21 protein-coding genes and 1 riboswitch are annotated in these 24282 nt (G+C 73.5%); of the genes, 19 read left to right on the forward strand and 2 right to left on the reverse strand.

Going from position 1 to position 24282, the window contains the following annotated elements; translation table 11 throughout:
• Positions 1 to 1660, forward strand: a 1660-nt coding sequence (locus NBW84_RS00670) for an MFS transporter (protein WP_250280691.1), incomplete at its 5' end; no start/stop codon positions are given.
• A 45-nt stretch (positions 1661 to 1705) separates the two neighbouring features.
• Positions 1706 to 2395, forward strand: coding sequence for a globin (locus tag NBW84_RS23960; RefSeq protein ID WP_445548376.1), 690 nt, complete (start codon positions 1706 to 1708; stop codon positions 2393 to 2395).
• Positions 2396 to 2455: 60 nt separating this feature from the next.
• Here the strand turns inward: NBW84_RS23960 and NBW84_RS00680 are convergent, their stop codons facing one another.
• The gene (locus tag NBW84_RS00680) at positions 2456 to 3244 is read right to left on the reverse strand and encodes a LuxR C-terminal-related transcriptional regulator (protein WP_250280692.1); all 789 of its coding nucleotides are present in this window, start codon (positions 3242 to 3244) and stop codon (positions 2456 to 2458) included.
• Positions 3245 to 4064: 820 nt separating this feature from the next.
• On the opposite strand from NBW84_RS00680, the gene NBW84_RS00685 reads away from it, so the two are divergent.
• The 17 genes from NBW84_RS00685 (at position 4065) to NBW84_RS00765 (ending at position 23437) form a co-directional block, all read left to right on the forward strand.
• Positions 4065 to 4730 (forward strand): LuxR C-terminal-related transcriptional regulator, encoded by a 666-nt coding sequence (locus NBW84_RS00685; protein WP_250280695.1) that lies wholly within the window; start codon positions 4065 to 4067, stop codon positions 4728 to 4730.
• 531 nt (positions 4731 to 5261) lie between these two features.
• Positions 5262 to 5630 (forward strand): TcmI family type II polyketide cyclase, encoded by a 369-nt coding sequence (locus NBW84_RS00690; protein WP_250280697.1) that lies wholly within the window; start codon positions 5262 to 5264, stop codon positions 5628 to 5630.
• Positions 5627 to 7414, forward strand: a complete 1788-nt coding sequence (gene accA, locus NBW84_RS00695) for a carboxyltransferase subunit alpha (RefSeq protein WP_250280701.1) — start codon at positions 5627 to 5629, stop codon at positions 7412 to 7414. Before NBW84_RS00690 ends, accA begins: the two co-directional genes overlap by 4 nt.
• Positions 7411 to 7914: a biotin/lipoyl-containing protein gene (locus tag NBW84_RS00700; RefSeq protein WP_250280702.1), complete on the forward strand. Its 504-nt coding sequence runs from the start codon at positions 7411 to 7413 to the stop codon at positions 7912 to 7914. The genes accA and NBW84_RS00700 overlap by 4 nt, the downstream gene beginning before the upstream one ends.
• Before the next feature lie 51 nt (positions 7915 to 7965).
• The gene (locus NBW84_RS00705; protein ID WP_250280703.1) at positions 7966 to 9342 is read left to right on the forward strand and encodes an ATP-binding protein; all 1377 of its coding nucleotides are present in this window, start codon (positions 7966 to 7968) and stop codon (positions 9340 to 9342) included.
• Between the two features lie 152 nt (positions 9343 to 9494).
• The gene (locus NBW84_RS00710) at positions 9495 to 9761 is read left to right on the forward strand and encodes an acyl carrier protein (protein WP_250280705.1); all 267 of its coding nucleotides are present in this window, start codon (positions 9495 to 9497) and stop codon (positions 9759 to 9761) included.
• A 1-nt stretch (position 9762) separates the two neighbouring features.
• Positions 9763 to 10245, forward strand: a complete 483-nt coding sequence (locus tag NBW84_RS00715) for an SRPBCC family protein (RefSeq protein ID WP_250280707.1) — start codon at positions 9763 to 9765, stop codon at positions 10243 to 10245.
• A gap of 37 nt (positions 10246 to 10282) precedes the next feature.
• The gene (locus NBW84_RS00720) at positions 10283 to 10738 is read left to right on the forward strand and encodes a cupin domain-containing protein (protein WP_250280709.1); all 456 of its coding nucleotides are present in this window, start codon (positions 10283 to 10285) and stop codon (positions 10736 to 10738) included.
• Complete coding sequence (locus NBW84_RS00725) at positions 10735 to 12036, forward strand: beta-ketoacyl-[acyl-carrier-protein] synthase family protein (protein ID WP_250280711.1); 1302 nt, start codon at positions 10735 to 10737, stop codon at positions 12034 to 12036. Before NBW84_RS00720 ends, NBW84_RS00725 begins: the two co-directional genes overlap by 4 nt.
• On the forward strand, positions 12033 to 13304 hold the full coding sequence (locus NBW84_RS00730) for a beta-ketoacyl synthase N-terminal-like domain-containing protein (protein ID WP_250280713.1): 1272 nt from the start codon (positions 12033 to 12035) through the stop codon (positions 13302 to 13304). The genes NBW84_RS00725 and NBW84_RS00730 overlap by 4 nt, the downstream gene beginning before the upstream one ends.
• 213 nt (positions 13305 to 13517) lie before the next feature.
• A riboswitch (cobalamin riboswitch) is annotated at positions 13518 to 13643 on the forward strand.
• Between the two features lie 103 nt (positions 13644 to 13746).
• Positions 13747 to 16071 carry a VWA domain-containing protein gene (locus tag NBW84_RS00735; protein WP_250280714.1) on the forward strand — a complete coding sequence of 775 codons (2325 nt, stop codon included), beginning with the start codon at positions 13747 to 13749 and terminating at the stop codon, positions 16069 to 16071.
• 3 nt (positions 16072 to 16074) lie between these two features.
• Positions 16075 to 16680, forward strand: a complete 606-nt coding sequence (gene cobO, locus NBW84_RS00740; protein ID WP_250280717.1) for a cob(I)yrinic acid a,c-diamide adenosyltransferase — start codon at positions 16075 to 16077, stop codon at positions 16678 to 16680.
• Complete coding sequence (locus NBW84_RS00745) at positions 16674 to 18299, forward strand: cobyrinate a,c-diamide synthase (RefSeq protein ID WP_250280719.1); 1626 nt, start codon at positions 16674 to 16676, stop codon at positions 18297 to 18299. Before cobO ends, NBW84_RS00745 begins: the two co-directional genes overlap by 7 nt.
• The gene (gene cobI / locus NBW84_RS00750) at positions 18296 to 19147 is read left to right on the forward strand and encodes a precorrin-2 C(20)-methyltransferase (RefSeq protein WP_250280721.1); all 852 of its coding nucleotides are present in this window, start codon (positions 18296 to 18298) and stop codon (positions 19145 to 19147) included. Before NBW84_RS00745 ends, cobI begins: the two co-directional genes overlap by 4 nt.
• Positions 19144 to 20052, forward strand: coding sequence for a precorrin-4 C(11)-methyltransferase (gene cobM, locus NBW84_RS00755; RefSeq protein WP_250280723.1), 909 nt, complete (start codon positions 19144 to 19146; stop codon positions 20050 to 20052). The genes cobI and cobM overlap by 4 nt, the downstream gene beginning before the upstream one ends.
• A 151-nt stretch (positions 20053 to 20203) precedes the next feature.
• Entirely contained in the window at positions 20204 to 22162 is a 1959-nt protein-coding gene (gene cobJ / locus NBW84_RS00760; RefSeq protein ID WP_250280724.1) for a precorrin-3B C(17)-methyltransferase, read from the forward strand.
• 156 nt (positions 22163 to 22318) lie between these two features.
• Complete coding sequence (locus NBW84_RS00765) at positions 22319 to 23437, forward strand: sirohydrochlorin chelatase (protein ID WP_250280725.1); 1119 nt, start codon at positions 22319 to 22321, stop codon at positions 23435 to 23437.
• Between the two features lie 128 nt (positions 23438 to 23565).
• On the opposite strand, the gene NBW84_RS00770 is transcribed toward NBW84_RS00765, so the two are convergent.
• On the reverse strand, positions 23566 to 24282 hold a 717-nt coding region (locus NBW84_RS00770), incomplete at its 5' end, for a DNA adenine methylase (protein WP_250280726.1).

Genomic DNA, 24282 nt, shown 5'->3' on the forward strand with positions numbered 1-24282 from the left:
TCCCACCGCCACCGGTCCCACCGCCACCGGTCCCGCCGCCAGTCCCACGGGCTCGGCGGCACCGGTGGCAGGCCATCCCCGCCGCTGGCCGGTCCTCGCGGTTCTCGTCCTGTCGGTCCTGCTCACCGTCCTCGACGGGACGATCATCAACGTGGCGCTGCGGGTCCTCGCCGATCCGGAGCAGGGGCTGGGCGCGACCCAGACCCAGCTCGAGTGGGCGATCAACTCCTTCACACTCGTCTTCGCCGCGCTGCTGTTCACCTGGGGCATCCTCGGTGACCGGATCGGGCACCGGCGCACGCTGGTGACAGGGATACTGATCTTCGGAGCGTCCTCCGTCGGCGCCGCGTACGCGGACACGCCAGCCCAGCTCATCCTGTGGCGGGTGGTGATGGGAATCGGCGCGGCCGCTCTGCCGCCGGCCACACTGGCGATCATCATGCATGTCTTCCCGCCGTCCCAGCGTCCCCAGGCGATCGGCATCTGGGCTGGTTCGAGCGGCCTTGCCGCGGTACTCGGGCCCATCGTCGGCGGCATCCTGCTCGGCCACTTCTGGTGGGGATCGATCTTTCTGATCAACATACCCGTCGTGCTCGTGGCGCTCGCGGGCACCGTGGCGCTGGTCCCCGAGTCCCGTGACCCCGCGCCCGGGCGGCTCGACCCGCTCGGGGTGGGGCTGTCGATCTCCGGCATCATGCTGCTGGTCTTCGGCATCGTCGAGGGCGGGCGGCTCGCGGACTGGACGCAGGGCCGGGTGCTCGGCCCGCTGCTGGGTGGCCTCGCGCTCCTGGTCGCGTTCGTCCGCTACGAACTGGCCATCGGCCATCCGGCGCTGGACGTCCGGCTCTTCCGTGACCGCCGGATGTCCGCGGCGGCCGTCGCCGTCGGGCTGGCCTTCTTCGCGATCTTCGGACTGACCTTCTTCATGGTCTTCTATCTCCAGAGCATCCGCGGGTACAGCCCGCTGGAGAGCGGACTGGCGCTGCTCCCGCTGGCCGTCGGCCTCGGGATGTTCTCGGCACGCTCCCCGAAGCTGGCCGAGCGGCGCGGCTACCGGCTGGTGGTCTCGGCTGGCCTGCTGCTCGCCTCGCTGTGTTTCTTCGGCTATGCGTTCCTGGACGCGGACTCGCCTGTCTGGGCGATACTGTTGATCTTCTTCCTGCAGGGCATCGGTATGGCACACGTGATGCCCCCGGCTACCGAGGCGGTGATGAGCCTGCTGCCGGCGAGCAGAGCGGGAGTGGCCTCGTCGATCACCAACGTGACCCGTAACCTCGGCGGAGCCCTGGGCATCGCCGTGCTCGGCTCGCTGCTCGCCGTCCGGTACCGGGACGGGCTGGAGCCGCACCTGGCCACTGTGCCCCCATCCGCCCGGGCGGATGCGACCGAGTCGGTGGAGGCCGCCCGTGTCATCGCGGCGTCGCTCGGACCATCCGGGAGGACGTTGTGGGCCGACGCGTCCGACGCCTTCGTCTCGGCGATGCACAGCACGGCGATCGGGTGCGGGCTCGCGGGGCTCCTCGGGGCGGCCGTGGTCGCGGTGGGGATGCCTGGCGCGCGGGAGTCGGCGACCATGCACCACCAGATCCCCCAGCCGGCCGCGCCGGGCCCCCAGCCGGCCGCTTCCCGCCCGGTGGGATCGCGGCCGTCGCAGTCGTAGCTGTCGAAACCATGGTCCAGTGACGTCGCGGCATCAGGAGAACCGGTGACATATCGTGGTGGTACGGGGACGTCCGAACAGGATTCCGCTGTCCGGGCGGCGCAGTCGGACGACCGGTCCCAGGAGTTCTGGCGGGCCCACTTCCTGCGGGAATCGACGCGTTCCCTGTCGTCCGCGGCGGCCCACCTTGCCGGCGGCGAGGCTGTCGAAGCGCTGTACCTGGCGCGTCAGGCACGCTTCTTCGTAGAGGCGATGCTGGCGCAGGCGGCCGCGGAGGCACGGGCGGCCGGGCACAGCTGGGATCGCGTCGGAGAGGTCCTCGGCCTGAGCGGGACAGCGGCTCGTGACGCGTACGCGGATGGCGCGGCGCGGGGATTCGTCGCCGAAGCGGGTGGCGTCGAGGTGCTGACCCGTATCGTCGACCGCTTCTACGGCAAGGTCGCGGCGGACGACGTACTCGGGCCGATGTACGGGGAGGACATCGCCGGCGCCGCCGAGCGGCTACGCGCCTTCCTGATCCAGTACTGGGGAGGCCCGCGTAGCTACTCCCCGCTGCGAGGACATCCGCGGCTGCAGATGCGCCACGCTCCCTTCCCGATCAATGCCCGGGCCCGGGAGTCATGGCTGCGCCTGATGGCGCAGGCCCTGACCGAGGAGGGCCTGCCCGCGCCGCTGGAACGCATGCTCTGGGAATACCTCGTGGACGGGGCACATGCCCTGACCAACACCGGGTGACGCGAGGGGCGGACGCCGGCTTCACCCGCGGGCAGGGCCGGGTGGGTGGCGGCGGCACTGTCAGGCGGGCTCGGGCGATCCGGTGATGCGGCCGCGATGGGCATAGATCGCAAGCTGGGTCCGGTCCCGCAGGTCCAGGCGTCGCAGGACCGCCGTCAGGTGGCTTTTCACGGTGGCCTCGGTGACGAACAGACGGGCAGCGATCTCCGCGTTGGACAGCCCGTCGGCGACCAGTTCCAGCACCTCGCGCTGCCGCTGGGTGAGGCGGATGTCCACACCCTTCATCGCGGTGCCGACCGTGGGAACGGGTGCGGAGGGTGCGGAGGGTACGGAGGGCGCGGTGTCGCCGCCCCCGGTCGGCCCGGTGGAGGACGGCCGCCCTGCCCAGCAGGCCGCGAGGTGGCTGGCGACGGTAGGCGCCAGGGTGATGTGACCGGCCGCGGTCGCGCGGATGGCGTCGAGAAGATCGGCAGGCGGGATGTTCTTGATCAGATAGCCGCGGACGCCGAGGCGCAGCGCCTCGGCCGCCAGGTCGTCGGAGCCTCGGCGGGCGGTGATGATGATGTGGGGGCGGCGATCCGGCAGGGCCGCGGACAGCTTGCGGATGAGCGGGAGGACGCCGGCTCCGTCCAGGTCGCGGTCGACCATGCAGATGTCGGGCTGGAACTCCTGCGCCGCCAGCAGGAGATCCGCGCTGTCCGCCACGTCCCGCACGACGGTGATGTCCGGTTCCCGGCTGAGAATCACCCGCATCCCCGTCCGTACCACGTCGCAGCTTTCGGCGAGAAGCACCCGTATCGTCCGGGTGGGCCGGGCTGTGGCATGTCCGGACACTCCGGGCTTGGACACCTGCGCCTCCTCCGGGGAATCCACAGACGACACGCACACGGCCCGGCCGGCGGCATCGACGGGTGGGCGGCCGTGGAAGAGCCCACCTTCAAGGTCTTCATGGACGGTGTACGGCATCATAACCCCTTCGACCGTCACGGGAACGATCTCGGCTACCCGGGGCCGCTTGTCCGGTGGGTCCGCGAGCATCCGGGTAGTTGAACAACCTGTATATCAACCCGGCGCCACGCACACACCATCGTCAGATAGATGATACCGCTCCGCCGGCGGCGGAAGATTTTCGTCCTTCTCCCGGATGGCTTCTCGCACCCGAGAATACCAGCCGCCCGACAATAACTGTCCGTGTACGGCGGCGGGCCGGGGCCCGGCGGCGGTGGGCCGCCGCCGAAGCCGCCGCGGCGCCGGATCCGGCCCGCGTCGATGTGATCCGGGCCGTGACCAGGAAGACCAAAGCCGGAATGATCATATATCTTTGACGTTACCGGGGGCCGGAGTCACCGGATCATCGGCTGGCAACACCGGAGATCGTCTTCGAAGTGGCCCACCTGGTGTTCCTTATCGCCGTTTGCCTTCCAGGAGGTGCGCCACCCGTGCCGTGATGAGACGTAACGCGGCCGGCACCGGAATCTGAGTCTGTCGTAACCGCGACAGACCTTTTCCTCGATCATGCCGGCACGGCAGGCTACGGCATGAGTCCAGAACAGGATACGCCGCCCTGCGTCGGCAGCTGAGGATGCGCCGGCAGGCAGCCGGTCGCCGTCCGGACGGGGGGAGCGGAATGGATGGACGCTCAGGGCCGGATATCGCGGCGGAGAATACGGTGCGCGGAGCGGGCGACGAGTCCACCCGCCCCGTACGGATTCTGCTGGTCAACGGCCATCCTGTCTTCCTGGCGGGGCTGCGTGCGCTGTTGGAGGCCACCGCGGTGGGCGAGGTGGTCGGTGATCTCACGAACGGCGCCGACATCATCCCCGCGGCTCGACGGCTGCGTCCGGATGTCGTCATCTTCGATTTCGACGACGACGACAACGATGTGCTGGCGCTGACCCAGCGCATCTCGCGGGAATGCCCGAGGACCGCCGTACTCGTCCTCACCGGACGGCATGACCAGCGGACCGTCGCGGCCGTGGTGCGGGCCGGTGCCCGCGGATGCGCCTTCAAGGCGGCGCGGCCGGAGGACCTCGCGCGCGCGGTGGAGGCGGTCAGCCACGGCGAGGTGATCTTCGGTGCCCATATCGCCGACAGCGTGTTACGCCACTTCGACGCCGCCGGGGCGGAGCAGCCTCCGTTCCCCGAGCTCACCGAGCGGGAGCGCGTGGTGCTCTGCCTCGTCGCGGACGGCTACTCCACGGCCGCCATCGCCGGTGAGCTGGCCCTCACCACGAAAACGGTGCGCAACTACCTGTCGAAGATTTTCGCGAAACTGGAAGTGCGGGACCGCGCCGAGGCCGCGGTCATTGCCCGGCGTGCCGGGCTCGGGGGCTGAACAGCCCGCGGAATGAACCCCGGGGAAATCTCCCGCAATCACCGCGGCTACCCGCTGCCGACAGCATATGCCGGCGGCTGTCCCCCGCGGGACAGTGAGGTACGTCACCATCTGGGATGCGTATTGTCGTCCAGCCGACTCCGCCACCGCCCGTCTCCACCTTTTGTCGAAACCGTGGCCCGGAAAATTCCCAGGCAGTTGGGACATCTGACTCATGACGCTGGGACAAATCATCGGGGACGATGAAACAGCCGCAAGGCGATGACAGCCGGACCACGTATTTCCAGGAGATCGCCGAACAACGACATCTGACCGGCAGGAATCCACCCCGCCGGTGCCCCCGAAAGCACCGGCCGGTGCTGTTCACCGGCGTTCCCGTTCGACGGCCCGACGTGAAATCCGCGGCAGCCCGGCCATCGCCGGACGGCGAGACGGTACCAGCCCTGGGCGGGTGCTGGTTCGCCCGCCGGTGGATTTCCCCGAAGCGGAACACCGCACAGCAGGACGTGGCACAGAGGTGAAGGCGGAACCATGCAAAGGACGTTGATCGTCGCAAGGATCACGCCGGGCGCGGAAGCCGAGGTCGCGCGTATATTCGCGGCCTCGGACCGTACCGGCCTGCCCCAGGTCGCCGGGGTGTCGCACAGATCCCTTTACAGCCTGGGTGACCTGTATGTCCATCTGCTCGAAACCGAGCATGAAAGCACCCGCGTGCTGGCCGACATCAGGAGCCAGGAGGAGTTCGGGCGGGTGACCGCGGAGCTGGCGCATTTCATCCAGCCCTATCTGCCCACCTGGCGGTCACCCCGGGACGCAGCGGCGCGCTGCTTCTACACCTATGAACCGGACGGCTCCCCGGCGAGACGGGTCGCGACCGGGCCTGCGCGGGCCGAGGCATGAGCCCGGCGGCCACCACCCCGGCCACCACCGAATGGGTGCGCTGCCGGGCCTGCTCCGCGCTCGTCTACGGGAAACGGTTCGCGCGCAACCTGTTCGTCTGCCCCGAATGCGGTGACCACGGGCGGGTCGGCGCACGCCAGCGGATCGGGCACCTGCTCGACCCGGACAGCTTCACCCCCCTCGAGCTCACCCCGACCGGCTACGATCCCCTCGATTTCTCCGACGGCAGACGGTACGAGGAGCGCTGGCACGAGGCGCGCCGCCGCACCGGCCTGCCCGAGGCGGTGCTGTGCGGCACGGGCCGCATCGGCGGGCGCGAGCTGGCCGTCGCCGTCATGGACTTCTCCTTCATGGGCGGCAGCCTCGGTTCCGCCGCCGGAGAAATGATCACCTTGACCGCGGAGCTGGCCCGGGAGCGCCGGCTGCCGTTCGTGGTCGTCACAACCTCGGGAGGCGCCCGCATGCAGGAGGGCGCCCTGTCCCTGATGCAGATGGCGAAGACGAGCATCGCGGTCGGCCAGCTGCGCCGCGACGGGCTGCTGACCGTCAGCGTCGTCACCGACCCGACCTACGGCGGGGTGGCGGCGTCCTTCGCCACGAACACCGACGTGGTCCTGGCCGAGGCCGGGGCCCGGCTCGGCTTCGCCGGCCCCCGGGTCGTCCGGCAGACCACCGGCGAGCGGCTGCCCGACGGCTTCCAGGGAAGCGCCTTCCTCGCCGCCCGGGGGCATGCCGACCTGGTCGTGCAACGCGCCGAGCTGCGCCCCTGCCTGAGCAGGCTGCTGGCGGTGGCCGCGCCCGGGCGCCGCCCGACGAAGACCAGGCCGGCCATCCGGGAGGCCCGGCCCCCGGCGCCGCGGCAGGAACATGATCCGGTCGCCGCGGGTGCGGCGGCGCGGGTACTGATCCGGGATCCGCGGCAGCTGCGCGACCGCGACCCGTGGGAGCGGGTACGCCTTGCCCGCGACCTCGGCCGCCCCACCACCCTCGACCTCGCCGCCCGGGTGTTCGACTCGTTCCTGGAGCTGCGGGGCGACCGGACGCACGGCGACAGCCCGGCGATCGTCGCCGGGCTGGCCGAGATCGGCGGTGTGCCGGTGGCGGTGGTCGGCCACCAGAAGGGGCACACCACCGCGGAACTGCTCAGCCGTGACTTCGGCCTGGCCAAGCCGGAGGGGTACCGCAAGGCGCTGCGCATCATGGAACTGGCCGAACGCCTCGGCCTGCCCGTCGTGACGCTGGTCGACACCCCCGGCGCGCACCCTGGGGTCGAGGCGGAGGAACGCGGCCAGGCTTCGGTGATCGCCAACGCCATCCAGCGGATGAGCGCGCTGCGGGTACCGGTGGTGTCGGTCGTCACCGGCGAGGGCGGCAGCGGGGGCGCGCTCGCCCTCGCCGTCGCCGACCAGGTGCTCATCGTCGAGAACGGCGTCTACACGGTCATCAGCCCCGAAGGATGCTCCGCGATCCTGTGGAACAACAGCGCCCGCGCCCCCGACGCGGCCCGCTCACTGGGCCTGGACCCGCGGACGCTGCTGCGGGCCGGCATCGTCGACGCGGTCGTGCCCGAACCACCCGGAGGCACACAGGCCGACCCCGGGACGGCCGCGGACACGCTGCGCGCGGCCGTACTCGAAGCCCTCCTCCCGCTGCTGGCCGTGCCGCCCGACGAGCTCGTGGCCCGGCGCGCGGCCCGCTTCCGCGGCTTCGGCGCGGAAGCGGTGGACGTACCGGCCCGCACCGGACGCCGGCAGGAGCAGGAATACGCGCAGGTGCCGGCATGACCCGCGACGAGGCCCCCGAGGTGGCGCCCGACGGGCGGATCGAGCTGCTGGCGGCGGTGCGGGAGCACGTCAGCCGCCTCACCCGCGACCTGCCCGGCCAGCCCAGCCGCCTGCGGCTGCGCTCCGGCGACGTCGTGCTGGAGGTGGAGTGGGCAGCCCCGCCGGCGGCCGGGCCGTTACCGGCAGGTGCGGCCGACAGCACCGGGATCCAGCCGGCGCGGCAGGCGAGCGACGCCGAGGCGTCCGGCACGCCGTCCGGGCCGGTCGTCACCGCACCCATGGTCGGGACCTTCTACCGGTCCCCCCAGCCGGGGGCGGAGCCGTTCGTGCAGGTCGGCGACCTGGTCGCACCGGGGGACACGGTCGGAATCCTGGAGGCGATGAAGCTGATGAACCCGGTGCGCGCCGAGGCCGCCGGCAAGGTCGACCGGATCGCCGTCGCCGACGGGGAGCCGGTGGAGTTCGGGCAGGTGCTCATCACGCTGGTGCCCGTCGGATGAGCGGGCTGGCCAGCGCTGCGGCCGGCGGCGCGACACATGGGGTGATGTGAGGTGTTCCGGAAGGTACTGATCGCGAACCGTGGGGAGATCGCGGTACGGGTGGCGCGGGCGTGCCGCGAGCTCAACCTCGCGGTCGTCGGCGTGCACTCCACCGCGGACGACGTCGAGGCGCTGCGCCGGCACGTGGACGAGACCGTCTGCATCGGGCCGGGCCCGGCCGGGCGCAGCTACCGCAACGCCGCGGCACTGGTGGAGGCGGCCCGCAGGACCGGCGCGGACGCCGTCCACCCCGGGTACGGGTTCCTGTCGGAGGACCCCGACTTCGCCGAGATCTGCGCCGCCAACGACCTGGTGTTCATCGGGGCGCCCGCGCAGGTCATGGCCTGCCTCGGTGACAAGAGCACGGCACGCACCCTGATGCGGGAGGCCGGGCTGCCGCTGCTGCCCGGCAGCCGCGAGGTACCCGGCGACGTCAACGAGGCGGCCCGGCTCGCCGCCACCGTCGGCTATCCCGTCATCATCAAGGCAGCCGCCGGCGGCGGGGGCAACGGGATGACCGTCGTGCGCGAGCCCGGTGGCTTCGCCCGCGCGTTCGCCGAGACCCGCGCCGTGGCGCGCGCGGTCTTCGGTGACGACCGGGTCTACGTCGAGCGCTATCTGGAACGGGCGCGGCATGTCGAGGTACAGGTCCTCGTCGACGAGCAGGGCACGGGGATCCACCTCGGCACCCGGGAGTGCTCCGTGCAGCGACGCCACCAGAAGCTGCTGGAGGAGGCGCCCGCCCCGGGGCTGGATCCGCAGCAGGCCGCCGCGATCGCGCGGGACGCCGTCCACGGCGCGCTCGCCACGGGCTTCCGCGGTGCCGGCACGGTCGAGTTCCTGGTGGACGCCGACGGCCGGCACTACTTCATGGAGATCAACTGCCGGATCCAGGTCGAGCACCCGGCCACCGAAATGGTCACCGGCTGTGACATCGTCCGGGAGCAGGTGCGCGTCGCGGCGGGCCTGCCCCTCGGTCTGACCCAGCAGGACGTGCAGATCCGCGGCACCGCCCTGGAGTGCCGGGTGAACGTGGAGGACCCCGCCAACGACTTCAGGCCGACCCCCGGCCGGATCGAGCGCTTCCTCCCGCCCGGCGGCCCGTTCACCCGGGTCGACACCCATGCCTGGCCGGGGTACGTCGTCGGGCCGCACTACGACTCGCTGCTGGCCAAGGTCATCGTCTGGGCGCCGCGGCGCGACGAGGCGATCGCGCGGGCCGACCGGGCACTGGCCGAGTTCGAGGTAGCCGGCCCGGGGGTGCGGACCACCATCCCGTTCCTGCGCCGCGTCCTCGCCGACGAGGAGTTCGCCAGCGGGCGTTACGCGACGTCCCTGGTCGACCGCCTGCTGGCCGGCACGCCACCGGAGCCGGGCAGGCGGCGCTGAGCCTCGGCCGGCCGGCCGGCCGAGGAAAGCCCGTCCGGCCCCTGGGCCTCCCTGGGCCAGATCGGTGAGCCGACAAACAGACGAACAGGAACTCGCGGAAAAAGAAACCGGCGGAAAGCCGGCGGGAAAAGAACAGAAAGGGAAGAAGGACTGTGAGCACGAACGAGACGATCACATCGGTCACACCGACGGAGATCGAGAACATCCTCGTCACGGAGACGGGAGTAGGCCCCGAGACGATCCGCGCCGGTGGTGGCACGACCCCCCTGGTCGACCTCGGCATCGACTCGCTCGCGGTGCTGCAGCTGCAGGGCGCGCTGGCCGACAGGTTCGGCGTGGAACTGCCCGAGGAGGCCGGTGGCTGGACCGTCACCCGCATCGTCGCCTTCGTCAACGGCGACCTCGCCGGGAGGCGCTGACGTGGCCGGGCACACGGAGAACACGATCGTCATCAGCGCGCCGTTCGACCTGGTCTGGGACATCACCAACGACCTGGAGCGCTGGCCGGCCCTGTTCACCGAATACGCCTCGGTCGAGGTACTGGAGCGGATCGGCACGACGGTGCGCTTCCGGCTGACGATGCACCCCGACGAGCAGGGACGGGTCTGGTCGTGGGTGAGCGAACGGACCCCGGACCGGCAGCGCCGGGAGGTCCACGCCCACCGGGTCGAACCCGGCCCGTTCGAGTACATGCGCATCCACTGGCGCTACGACAGCGACGGCGACGGCGACGGCGACGGCGACGGGGACGGGGACGGCGTCCGGATGACCTGGATTCAGGACTTCGCGATGCGGCCCGACGCGCCGGTCGACGACGCGGGCATGACGCAACGGATCAACACGAACTCCGCCATCCAGATGGACGTCATCCGGCGCCGGGTCGAAGCCCTGGCGGCGGTGTAACCGGCCGCCCGCACGGCGACGCGAGAAGGGAACACCCATGAGCAGCACCGGACCCAAGGTCCTGTCCATCCACGACGTGCCACCGAATACCCGCCGGGGCGGTGACATCCGGACCCTGCTGTCACCGGCCACCGTCGGCTCGACGTCAGGTTTCCTCGGGACGCTGGCCCTGCGGCCGGGGGAGGTCGTCACCGAGCACTGGCATCCGTACTCCGAGGAGTTCCTCTACTGCGTGACCGGGAACATCACCGCACGCCTCGACGGCCAGGACACCGCGCTGCCGGCCGAGCACGGCCTGCTGATCCCCCTGGGGACGCGCCACCGGCTGGTCAACACCGGCGACGAGACGGCGTTCCTCGTCTTCCACCTCAGCCCGCTGGCCCCACGGCCGGACCTCGGCCACGTCGACACCGAGCCCCTGCCCACCCTCGTGCCCGCGCCGGCCGGGGCGGGCGGCAGCGGGGACGGCGACCCACGGAAGGCACCAGCATGAGCACACATACGAGCACGAGCGCGGGCCCGAGAAGGACGGTGGTCACCGGCGTCGGCGTCATCGCCCCCGGCGGGACGGACAGCCGCGCGTTCTGGACCCTGCTGACCGAGGGCCGGACCGCGACCCGGCGGATCTCGTTCTTCGACCCGGCGCAGTTCCGGTCGCAGATCGCGGCCGAATGCGACTTCGACCCCGCCGCCGCCGGCCTGGACGCGCAGGAGATCCACCGCAACGACCGGTTCATCCAGTTAGCGCTCGCCGCGGCCGCGGAGGCGGTCACCGACAGCGGCCTGGACCTGCCGGCCGGCGCCCCCGACGGCGGATACGGCGTCGGGGTCAGCCTCGGCAGCGCCGTCGGCGCCACCACCCGCCTCGAGGACGAGTACGTCGCGGTCAGCAACAGCGGCCGTGACTGGCTGGTGGACCCGGCATACGCCTCGTCCTTCCTCTACCACGCCCTGGTGCCCAGCAGCCTCGCCGGCGAGGTGGCCCGCAGGTTCGGCGCGCGCGGCCCCGCCGCGGTGGTGTCGACGGGCTGCACCTCGGGGATCGACGCGATCGGCCGGGGCCACCAGCTCATCCAGGACGGCGCGGCCGACGTGGTCATCGCGGGTGCCACGGACGCGCCGATCTCACCGATCTCGATCGCCTGCTTCGACGCGATCCGGGCGACCTCAGCGCGCAACGACGACCCGGAGCACGCCTCCCGGCCGTTCGACGCCACCCGGGACGGGTTCGTGATGGGGGAAGGCGCCGCCGTGCTCGTCCTGGAGGAGTGGGAGCACGCCCGCCGCCGCGGCGCCCACGTCTACTGCGAGGTCACCGGCTACGCGTCCCGCTCCAACGCCTACCACATGACCGGGCTGCGACCGGACGGTGTGGAGATGGCCGAAGCGATCACCAGCGCGCTCCGGCAGGCCCGCACCCCGGCCACGGCGGTCAGCTACGTCAACGCCCACGGGTCGGGCACCAAGCAGAACGACCGGCACGAGACGGCCGCCTTCAAACGCTCCCTGGGATCGCACGCCTACCAGGTACCGGTCAGCTCGATCAAGTCCATGGTCGGCCACTCGCTCGGGGCCATCGGCGCGATCGAATGCGCCGCCTGCGCGCTGGCCATCGAGCACTCCGTGGTGCCGCCGACGGCCAACTGGGAGAACCGCGACCCCGACTGTGACCTGGACTACGTGCCCAAGACCGCCCGTGACCAGCGGATCGACGTGGCGCTGTCGGTCGGCAGCGGTTTCGGCGGCTTCCAGTCCGCGATCCTGCTCGAGCGCGCGACGGTGACCCGGTGAGCGCCCCGGGCCAGTCCGCGGTGATCACCGGTATCGGCGTCGTGGCACCGAGCGGCATCGGGGCCGAGGCGCACTGGTCGTCCACGCTGCGCGGCGAGGTCAAGGTCGCCCCGGTCACCCGCTTCGCCACCCCCACGCCCGCCGCCGTCCTGGCCGGTACCGCGGCGCCCGCCGCCGTCCTGGCCGGTGAGGTGGACGGCTTCCAGCCCGAGGATCATCTCGACCCCCGGCTGATCGTGCAGACCGACCGGTGGAGCTGGCTGGCCCTGACCGCCGCCGGCCTCGCCCTCGATGACGCCGGCTACCGGCCGTCCGATCACGATCCGTACGACACCGCGGCCATCCTGGCCAGCGGCTCCGGCGGCAACGAGTTCGGGCAGCGGGAAATCGGGCGGCTGTGGAGCCAGGGCCGCCGGGCGGTGGGGGCCTACCAGTCCATCGCCTGGTTCTACGCGGCCAGCACCGGGCAGATCTCGATCCTCCACGGGCTGAAAGGCCCCTCAGGAGTGATCGTCTCCGGTGAGGCCGGCGGCCTGGACTGCCTCGGCGAGGCCCGCCGGGCCATCCGGCGGGGGACCCGCGCCGTGGTGGCGGGCGCCACCGAGGCCGCGGTCGCACCGTATGCGATGACCTGCTACGCCACGAGCGGGATGCTGACCGCGGGCACCCGTCCCGAGGAGGGCTACCGGCCCTTCTCCCGGCATGCCGACGGGTACGCGCCGGGCGAGGGCGGCGCCCTGTTCGTGGTGGAGGACGCCGCGGCGGCGCACGAGCGCGGCCACCGCGGCTACGGACGGATCGCCGGCTACGCGGCCACCCACGACGCCCACCACGACCGGCGCCCGGCACCCGGGCCGGACCCCCTCGTGCAGGCGATGCGACGCGCGCTCGACGACGCCGGCCTGACCCCCGGCAACGTCGACGTCGTCTTCGCCGACGGCATGGGAACACGTGAGCACGACCTGCTGGAGGCACGCGCCCTGGGCGAGGTCTTCGGTGACCGCCTCGCCCACCTGCCGGTGACGGCCCCGCACAGCCTGGTCGGGCGCCTGTGCGCCGGGACGCCGGCGCTCAACGTGGCGACCGCGCTCCTGGCGATGCGGGACGGCGTGGTCCCTCCGGTGGGCAACCTGACCGATCCGGACCCGGCATACGGGCTGCACCTGATCACGGGAGAACCACGCGGAATGCCGACGAACGTCATCATGATCAACGCCCGCGGCTACGGAGGGTTCAACAGCTGCCTCATCCTCACCTCGACTCCGTGATCGACACCGCCGTGACCGACGTCGCGGGGGAGGCGACATCGCGACCGCGGTCAACCGGCCGCGGCGGTTCAGCTCCGACGGCCTCCCATCCCGCGGCCATCCCGTCCGACATGCGCGGCACGGGTGCCCGCGTGCTCCTGAAGCGAGTGCGGGCAGGGTGAAGGGGTCCGCGTGGTGGCGGGTTGTGCCATGCTGGGTGGGCGACGGCAGTGGAGGAAGCCGGTGGGAATCCGGCGCGGTCCCGCCACCGTAACCGGGGAGCGAACCCTCACCGTGTGTCACGGACGTGTAGGCGTCCGGAAGGCCGAGGGGGAGCGGTGATCCGGGAGCCGGGATACTTCGGCCGTCCGCACCGTTACCGAGGGCGAGGAAACCCGAGGGAGGACCGCGGCATGCCCGTTCACGCCCGTCAGCCGGTGCCCGGCGCACGGTCGGGAGCACGATGACGGCCTACCCGCTGTCCGCGGTGGTGGGTATGGACGACCTGCGGCTCGCTCTCGTCCTCAACGCCGTGTCACCGGCTATCGGCGGGGTACTCGTCCGGGGGGAGAAGGGCACCGCCAAGTCGACGGCGGTACGGGGGCTCACCGCCCTGCTCCCGCCCCTGGCGGTGGTGGCCGGCTGCCGGTTCGCCTGCGACCCGGCCGCCGGTGACGCCGACTGCCCGGACGGCCCGCATCCACCCGAGGCTCCCGCCGTGACCCGGGCGGCGCGGATGGTGGAGCTGCCGGTCGGCGCCTCGGAGGACCGGGTGACCGGGGCGATCGACCTCGACCGGGCGCTCACCGAAGGCGTCACGGCGCTGCGCCCCGGGCTGCTGGCCGCCGCCCACCGCGGCCTGCTCTACGTCGACGAGGTCAACCTCCTGCACGATCATCTTGTCGACCTGCTGCTGGACGCGGCCGCGCTCGGCGTCGCCCACGTCGAACGCGACGGGGTGTCGGTCCGCCACGCCGCCCGGTTCCTGCTGGTCGGGACGATGAACCCGGAGGAGGGTGAGCTGCGCCCGCAGCTGCTGGACCGGTTCGGGCTGACCGTCGAGGTCGCCGCCAGCCGGGACCCGCGGGTGCGGGCCGAAGTGGTGCGCCGCCGGCTGGCCTACGATGCCGGCCCGCGGGCCTTCGCCGCCGCCTGGGCGGAGCAGGACGCCGCCCTCGCCGCCCGGATCGCCGCCGCCCGCGACCGGCTGCCCGCCGTGGAGCTCTCCGAGACGGCGTTGCGCCAGGTCACCGCGGTCTGCGCCGCCTTCGACGTGGACGGGATGCGCGCGGACGTGGTCACCGCCCGCACCGCGATCGCGCTGGCCGCCTGGGAGGGCCGCGAGCGCGTCACCGCCGACGACATCCGCCGCGCCGCCCGCCTGGCCCTGCCACACCGGCGCCGCCGGGGCCCGTTCGACGCCCCCGGCCTGGACGAGGACACCCTCGCCGACGCTCTGGAACAGGCCCTGGAACAGACCGGGGAGCCACCCACGGACGACCCTGACGGACCGCCACCGGCCGGCGGCGGGGGCGGCGGAGGCAGTGGCGGCGGTGGCGGCGGTGGATCCGCCGGCGGCCACGGCAACGGCGGTGCCGCTACCGACAGTGACGAGAATACCGGTGCCGGGCCGCCGTTCACGTCGGCCGGCGACCTGCCGGCCCCGCGCCCGGCGGAATCGGAGCCCCTGCACCGGGCGGAAACGCAACAGACGGAGACGGACGCGGAACCGTGGCCCGCCGGCGGGCCGGCCACCGCGTCCGAGCACAGCCGGTACGAGCAGCCCGACCCGTCGCGCGGACGGGCGGACGCCGCTGGCAGCGCACACCCCGCCGGCCCGCCCGGCCCGGTGTTCCGCCCCCGCCGCCTGGAGATCCCCGATGTCGGTACCGGTCTCGGCGCCGCCGGGCGGCGCTCCCGGGCCCGTACCCGCCACGGCGCGGTGGTCACCGCCTCGCCGGAGGCCCCTGGCCTGCACCTGCCGGCGACCCTGCGGGCCGCCGCGCCCTGGCAGCAGGCCCGCGGACGCCACGGGCCGGGGCTGCTGCTGCGGCCGTCCGACCGGCGCGGCGCCGTCCGGGAGGGACGCGAGGGCAACCTGGTGCTGTTCGTGGTGGACGCCAGCGGCTCCATGGCCGCCCGCGCCCGGATGCGCACGGTCACCACCGCCGTGCTCTCCCTGCTCCTGGACGCCTACCAGCGCCGCGACCGGATCGGAATGATCACCTTCCGGGGTGCCGACGCCGAGGTCGTCCTGCCGCCGACGTCGAGTGTGGAGGTGGGCGCGGCCCGGCTGCGTTCCCTGCCGACCGGTGGGCGCACCCCGCTCGCCGCCGGGCTCACCCGCGCCGGGCAGGTGCTGGCCGCCGAACGCCGGCGTGACCCCGACCGGCGCGCGCTGCTGGTCGTCGTCACCGACGGCCGGTGCACCACCGGCCCGGATCCGGCCGCCGCCGCGCACGCGCTGGCCCGCGCCGGGGTGGCCAGCGTCGTCGTCGACTGCGAGAGCGGCTATGTCCGCCTGGGCCTGGCCGGCCGGCTGGCCACCGCCCTCGGTGGCACGACCGTCCCGCTGGCCGCCCTGTCGGCGGCGGCCGGCCCGGCGGCCCCCACCAGCTCCGCGGATCCCGCCGGCTCCGCGGATCCCGCCGGCGCTGTCCGCCCGGTATGGCCGGCGCGCCCCGCCAGCCCGGTGCGTCCGATATGGCCGGCGGGATCCGCCCGGCCCGGCAGGCCCGCCGGGCCGACACCGTCCACACCGTCCACCCAGCCTGGGAAGGTGGCCTGAGGGATGCCGCAGGGACAGCCGGCCGTGATACCCGACGACGGCCTGACCACCCGGGCCCGCCGGGACCGCCCGCTGCTGATCGTCCACACCGGTGACGGCAAGGGGAAGTCGACCGCGGCGTTCGGGCTGGCCCTGCGCGGCTGGGCGCAGGGCTGGCCGGTCGGGGTGTTCCAGTTCGTCAAGTCCGCGAAATGGCGGATCGGGGAGGAACGGGCACTGCGCACGCTGGCCACCACCGGCGAGGGCGGCACGGTCACCTGGCACAAGATGGGCGAGGGCTGGAGCTGGGTGCAGCACCGCATCGACCCGGGCGCCCAGCCCGCCGACGCCGCGCGCGAGGGCTGGGAGCAGATCCGCCGGGACCTGGCCGCGCAGACCTACCGGCTCTACGTCCTCGACGAGCTGACCTACCCGCTGAAGTGGGGATGGATCGATGTGGCCGAGGTCGTCGAGACGCTGCGCGCCCGGCCCGGGCGCCAGCACGTCGTCGTCACCGGCCGCGCCGCGCCGCCGCGGCTGCTCGACGCCGCCGACCTGGTGACCGAGATGACCAAGGTGAAGCATCCGATGGACGCCGGCCAGAAGGGCCAGCGGGGGATCGAATGGTGAGCGGCCCCGGCGCCGCCGGCATCGCCCTGCCCCGGCTGCTGGTCGCGGCCCCGGCCAGCGGCGCGGGCAAGACCACCGTGGCGACCGGGCTGATGGCCGCCCTGACCGCCCGCGGCCTGCGGGTCTCCCCGCACAAGGTCGGCCCGGACTACATCGACCCGAGCTACCACGCCCTGGCCACCGGCCGCCCCGGGCGCAACCTCGACGCCGTGCTCTGCGGCGAACAGCGCATCGGCCCCCTGCTCGCCCACGGCGCCCGCGGCGCCGACATCGCCGTCGTCGAAGGGGTGATGGGCCTGTTCGACGGGGTGTCGCTGCCACGGCCCGGCCAGCCCGTGGACTTCGCCTCCGCCGCCCACGTGGCCCGGCTGACCGCCACCCCGGTCGTGCTGGTCGTGGACGCGTCCGCCGCGGGCCGCTCGGCCGCGGCCGTGGTGCACGGCTTCGCCACCTGGGATCGGCGGGTGCGCCTGGCCGGTGTCGTGTTCAACCGGGTCGGTTCGGCCGGCCACGAGCGCCTGCTGCGGGACGCCGTCGCCGGCCTGCGCATCCCCGTGCTGGGGGTGCTGCGCCGGGACGACGCCGCCGCGGTGCCCTCGCGGCATCTCGGGCTGGTGCCGGCGGCCGAGCGGGCGCCGGCCGCGGCCGAGGCGGTCCGGGCGCTGGGGGCGCTGGTCGCCGCATCCTGCGATCTCGACGCCGTGCTTGCGCTGGCCCGCTCGGCCCCGCCGCTGGACGCCCGCCCCTGGACGCCGTCGGACGCCGTGGCCGAGACCGGCGAGACCCGCGAGACGGCCGGGCCCGGCGGCGGGCGGCCGGTGCGGATCGCTGTCGCGGGCGGGTCCGCGTTCACGTTCGGTTATGCCGAACAGGTCGAACTGCTGCGCGCCGCCGGGGCCGAGGTCGTCACCGTCGACCCGCTGCGTGACGAGACGCTTCCGGACGGCACCGACGGACTGGTGATCGGCGGCGGGTTCCCCGAGGAGCACGCCGCCGCGCTCGCGGCCAACGCGCCGCTGCGGGCCGAGGTCGTCGCGTTGGCGCGCCGGGGCGCGCCGATCGCCGCCGAATGCGCCGGCCTGCTCTACCTGGCCCGCTCCCTCGACGGGCATCCGATGTGCGGCGTCCTCGACGCCGACACGGCGATGGGGCCACGTCTCACTCTCGGTTACCGTCAGGCGGTCGCTGTCTGTGACAACTCGCTCGTGACCGCCGATACCGTGGTGACCGCGCACGAGTTCCACCACACGCAGGTCATCCCGCCGACCGCCAGCACGACCGCCGCTGCTGCCGCTGCCACCACCCCTGCCGACACGGCTCCGGTTCTCGCTGGCGGCCGCGCCGGCCCCACGGCCGGGCCCGCCGCCGGAGCGTCCTTTCCCGGGGAGGCGCGCTTTTTCCCAGGGGACGTGCCACAGTCGGCCTGGCGGGTGGACGACCGGGCGGAGGGGTTCGTACGCGGCAACGTGCACGCCTCCTACCTGCACCTGCACTGGGCCGGCGTGCCCGGGGCGGCCTGCCGGTTCGTCGCCACGGCCCGCGGGGCGAGAGCGGCCGGGCCGTCCGCGGCGGCCGTCCGTGCTCCCGGCGCGGCACGGAGCGCGGGAGGAGCGCGATGAGCTCCAGGAACGTCGAGGGCAGCGAGGGCGCCGGAAGCCCCGGAAGCCCCCGGGCAACGCCGTCGAAAACCGCAACGTCGCGCGGCAAGGGCAGCGAGGGCGCCGGAAGCCCCGGGGCGGTTCCGCCGCGCGCCCGGCTGGTCGGTGTCGGCGTCGGGCCCGGCGACCCGGATCTGGTGACGGTCCGGGCCGCGCGGACGCTGGAGCGGGCCGACGTCGTGTTCGTCCCGGTCAGCGAGGGGATGCCGCCGCCGGGCCGGGCCGAGGCGACCGTGCGCGCGCACGTCACCCACGACCGGATCCGCCAGGTGACGTTCCGGATGACCGGGGACGCCGACTACGACGCCCCGGCGGCCGTGGTCATCCAGGCCCTGCGCGAACACCCCACGGGCAGTGTCGCGTTCGCCACGATCGGTGATCCGAACGTCTACTCGACCTTCACCACGCTGGCCGCCCGGGTCCGCACGCTGTTACCGGAGGTCACCATCGAGACCGTTCCCGGCATCATGGCCATGCAGGATCTCGCCGCCCGCTCCGGCACGGTGCTGGCCGTGGGCACCGAGACCGTGGCGCTGCTGCCGCTGACCGCCGGTGTGGACGCCTACCGCCGGGCGGTCGCCGACCACGACACCGTGATCGCCTACAAGGGCGGACGCGCGCTGCCGCAGGTCCTCGACGTGCTGGCCGAGGCCGACCGGCTGACCGGCACACACGGCGCGGCCGTCTACGGCGCCTGCACGGGCCTGCCCGAGGAGGACATCCGCCTCGCCGCCGACCTGCCCCGCGACCAGCCCGGCCCCTACCTGTCCACGGTGATCTCCACCCGGCGCCGGCAGTGGCCGGCATGACCGCCCGCCCGCCCGGGCGGGTCACGTTCGTCGGGGCCGGCCCCGGGGCCGCGGACCTGCTGACCCTGCGCGCCGCCCGGGTGATCGGCGAGGCGGACGTGGTCATCTGGGCGTCCTCGCTGGTGCACCCGGACGTGCTCACCCATGCCCGCGACGACGCCGAGATCGTCGACTCGGCCGGGCTGCCGCTGGAGGGCGTCCACGAGATCTACCGGCGGGCCGCGGCCGGCGGGCTCGCGGTGGCCCGCGTCCACTCCGGTGACCCGGCGCTGTGGGGTGCGGTGCAGGAGCAGCTGGAGATCTGCGCCGAGCTGGGGCTGGCCACCGACATCGTCCCCGGGGTCAGCAGCTTCACCGCGGCGGCCGCGGCCGTCGGGCGCGAGCTGACCGTCCCCCAGGTGGCCCAGTCGGTGATCCTGACCCGGCTCGCCGGCGGGAAGACCCCGATGCCGCCCGGGGAGGAGGTGGCCCGGTTCGCCGCGCACGGCACGACCATGGCGCTGTTCCTCTCGGCGGCCCGTTCCAGCCAGCTGCAGGCCGAGCTCACCGCCGGTGGCTACCCACCGGAGACACCCTGCGTGGTCGCCTACCGGGTGAGCTGGCCGGAGGAGCTGATCGTGCGGTGCGCGCTCGCCGACCTCGCCGCCACGATCCGTGAGCACAAGCTGTGGAAGCACACGCTGGTGCTCGTCGGCCCCGCCCTCGCCGCCGGCGGGACCCGCTCCCACCTGTACCACCCCGGTCACTTCCACGGCTTCCGCCGGGCCGACCGGGCCGCCCGCACCACGCTGCGGGCGGCCCGGGACAACTCCGAGGCCCCCCGCGCCCGCGACATTCCCGTCCGTGACGACCCTCGTGCGTCCGATGCGTCCAGCGCCTCACGTGAAGGGCCCGGGCCCACATGATCAACCTTCGTTGGGACGTCCCGCGCAGGCCGCCACGCAACCATCCCGGATGCGGTCGCGCGGCTGACAGCGACCGACAGGGACAGCCGTCCGCTGGGGAGAACGCGCCGGTGCGCACCACCATGAACGATCACAATGACGGATGGTCACGATGACGGACGCCAGGACACCGGGCCGGTCGGGCATCGGCCTGGTCGCGGTGACCGCCGCCGGCCGCGCGGCCGCCCGGGATCTCCAACGGGCCTGGCCGGACGCCCGCCACTACGACGGCACGGCCCGCGAGGCGCTCACCGCCGCCGTCACCGCATGCGCCGGGGTGGTCTGCTTCCTCGCGACCGGCGCGACCGTCCGGCTGCTGGCCGGCACCCCCGACACCGGCAGCCTGCTCACCGGCAAGGACAGCGACCCGGGGGTGGTCTGCGTGGACGAGGCGCGCCGGTGGGCGGTCGCCCTCGTCGGCGGGCACGCCGGCGGAGCCAACGACCTCGCCGAGCGGGTCGCCGCCACCCTCGGCGCGACCGCCGTCGTGACCACCGCCAGTGACGCCGCCGCGGTCCCCGCCCTGGACTCCTTCGGCGCCGACATCGGCCTGCGCGTCGAGCCCGGATCGCGGCTCGCCGCCGTGGGCACGGCGCTGCTCGCCGAGCAGCCCGTGACCCTGTACACGGACGCGGTCTGGCCGCTGCCGCCGTTGCCGGGAACGGTCCGGCCCGCCGATCTCACCGATCTCACCGATCTCACCGGCCGGAGCGGACCCGCCGATCACCCCTTTCCCACTGCTCCAGGCGCCCTCGGCGGCGCCGATGAACCCGACGGGAGCAGTGCGCCGGCCACGTCGCAGGCCGGACCAGCCACGCCGGCCACGTCAGTCCCGCCGGTCCCGCCGGATCGGCCGGATCGGCCGGCGGCGCCCGCCATCGTGATCACCGACCGGGTCGTCACGCCGCCGGCGCCCGCGGTGGTCTACCGGCCGCCCAGCCTGGTCGTGGGGGTCGGCGCGAGCCGGGGCGTACCCGCCGACGAGATCGTCGACCTCGTCGAGCGCGCGCTGGCCGATGCCGGGCTGGCACCGCTGGCCGTGCGTCACCTCGCCACCGTCGAGGCCAAGCGGGACGAGGCCGGCATCGTCGCCGCCGCCCGCCGGTTCGGCTGGCCGCTGGTCGTGCACCCGGCCGAGGCGCTCGCGGCCGTCGACGTCCCGCATCCCTCCGAGGTGGTGCGGGCCGCGGTCGGCACGCCGAGCGTCGCCGAGGCGGCGAGCCTGCTCGGCCCCGACGCGGGTCTGTCCGCCGGCACCGCCGAACTCGTCGTGCCCAAACGGGCGAGCGCGCACGCCACCGTGGCGGTCGCCCGCCACCGTCCCCGCGGCCGGCTGGCCATCGTCGGCCTCGGCCCCGGCGACCGGGACCTGCTCACCCCACGCGCCGCCCGCGAGCTCGCCCGCGCCAGTGTGATCGTCGGTCTGGACCAGTACGTCGACTCCGTCCGCGACCTGATCCGGCCGGGCGCGCGCGTGCTCGCCAGCGGCCTCGGAGCGGAGGAGGCCCGCGCCGTCGCGGCCGTGGACGCCGCCCGCGCCGGCCACGCGGCCGCGCTCATCGGCAGCGGGGACGCCGGCGTCTACGCGATGGGCAGCCCCGCGCTGGAACGGGCCGACGGATCCTTCGACGTGGTGGGCGTCCCGGGGGTGACGGCGGCGCTGTCCGCCGCGGCGCTGCTCGGCGCGCCCCTCGGCCACGACCACATGATGATCAGTCTGTCGGATCTGCACACCCCCTGGGAGGTGATCGAACAGCGGGTCCGGGCGGCGGCGCAGGCCGACGTCGCCGTCGCGTTCTACAACCCGCGCAGCAAGGCGCGGACCTGGCAGCTGCCACGGGCGTTGACGTTGCTGGCCGCTCACCGTCCGCTGTCGACCCCGGTGGGCATCGTCACCGACGCCTTCCGCCCCGCCCAACAGGTCACCGTCACCACGATCGGGGAGCTGAGCGCCACCCCGGCACCACGGCTGGAGCTGGTCGGTATGACGACGACGGTGGTCGTCGGCAGCACCCACACCCGTGTCGTGGCCGGGCACGTCGTCACCTCGAGGGGGTACCGGTGGAGCTGACCGGCCAGGTCCGTGCCGCCTGCGGCGGCCCTTCCCGCACACTCCACCGGTCGGAGACGTCGGAACGGACCACTGGAGCGCCGCCACCACCACTGCCAACGTCTGCCGTGTCCACGCACCGCCATACGACGCACCGCTGTACGAGGGGCTGAATCCTTGACAGACCCACACGCCGGATCGGACGCGGACCTGAACATGGCGGTGGCCGCCTCCGGGGCCGCCACCACGGCCACGGAAGGAGAGCCGGAGACGGCCACGAACGCGGCCACCGATGGAGTCCCGGAGGCGGCTACGGACAGTGCCACGGCTACGGACAGTGGCCCGGACGGCGGTCCGCCTGCGCCTGCGCTGCTGATCGTCGGGCACGGGACCCGCAGCACGGCCGGGGTGGCGCAGTTCCAGGAGTTCATCGAACGGGTCCGTGAACGTGCCGACGGGACGCCGGTGGACGGCGGGTTCATCGAACTGTCCCGCCCCCCGGTGGCCGACGCGGTGGGCCGCCTCGTCGACGCCGGCCACCGCCGGCTCGCGGTGGTACCGCTGACCCTGATCTCCGCCGGGCACGCCAAGGGCGACATCCCCGGCGCGCTCGCCCGCGAACGCGCCCGCCATCCCGGTCTGCGCTACACCTACGGACGCCCGCTCGGCCCGCATCCGACGTTGCTGACGGCGCTCGACGAGCGCATCGACGCGGTCTGCCCGCGCGCCGAGCGGGCGAAGGTGACCGTGCTGCTGGTCAGCCGGGGCTCCACCGACCCGGACGCCAACGCCGAGATCGCCAAGGTCGCCCGGCTGCTGTGGGAGGGACGCGGGTTCGCCGGTGTCGAACCGGCGTTCATCAGCCTGGCCGAGCCGGGCGTGCCCGCCGGCCTGGAGCGCTGCCGCCGGCTGGGAGCGTCCCGGATCGTGGTGGCGCCCTACTTCCTGTTCACCGGCGTCCTGCCGGAGCGGGTGGTCGCCCAGGCCACCGCCTGGGCCGCCGAGCACCCGGGCGTCGACGTGCGCTGCGCGGGCCTGCTCGGCGACAGCGACGCCCTGGTGGACCTGGTGTTCGAGCGCTTCGCCGAGGCACTGGCCGGGGACATCCGGATGAACTGCGACACCTGCCTGTACCGGGTCGCGCTGCCCGGCTTCGAGCACCGGGTGGCCGCCCCCCAGGCCCCCCACGACCATCCGGACGACCCGACGCATCCGCACGGACACCATGATCACCACCGCGGTCACAGCCACGAACATGGTCACGGGCATCACCGGCATGCCTCCCACGCGTCCTGAGCGGCCGGCGCCCATGCCCGCCCCGGTCACGCCGGGTACAGGAGCCGACCGGTAGGCGCCTCCGCTCGACCTCCGACCGCCCCTGCCCGGTCCCGGCCGGGCCACGGCCTGGCCGGGACCGTCCGCGGCTACCGCACCTGGCGGTCGAAGGGGGCCTGGGACGGCACGGGCGGGTCGTAGCTGGTCACCACCACGTCCCAGCTACGCCGGGCGGACGCGTTCAGGCTGATGTCACGCCGGGTGGCCAGCCGCAGAACGCGGAAATCACCGCCGAACAGGTCGCGCACGAACGGCGTGTCGCTGTTGGTCATGGTGATGAAAACTCCCCGGTCGGCCGCGCGACGCATCGCCTTGTAAAGCCGCACCTGGTCGTCCGCCCCGAACTGGCCGGCGGTGTACCGTCTGAAATCAGACCAGCCGCCGAGTGGTACGTACGGCGGGTCGCAGTACACCCAGTCACCCGTTTCGGCGTCGTCGATCGCCTGTTCGAAGTCGGCCACCCTGACAACGGCGCCGCTCAGCGCCCTGGCGGCCCGCAGAAACGTCGTCCGATTGTAGTAGGGCCGGTCGTAGGCTCCGTACGGCGTGTTGAACTCGTTGCGACGGTTCACCCGCCACAGCCCCCGGAAGCTCGTCTTGTTGAGGTAGACGACCCGGGCGGCCCGTTCGAGGTCACTGAGATCCCGGGGACGCTGCCGGCGCACGTGTTCGAAGTGTTCGGGAGTGTTGGGCATCTCGTCGAGCCGCGCCATGACCGACTCCGGATCCCCGGCGACGACCCGGAAACAGACGACGAGTTCTTCGTTCGCGTCGGAGAGAACAGCGCGGCGAGGCCCCAGTTCGAA

Origin of the sequence: Protofrankia sp. CiP1_Cm_nod2, assembly GCF_920664355.1 — a bacterium.
In the GTDB taxonomy this organism is placed as follows: Bacteria; Actinomycetota; Actinomycetes; order Frankiales; family Frankiaceae; genus Protofrankia.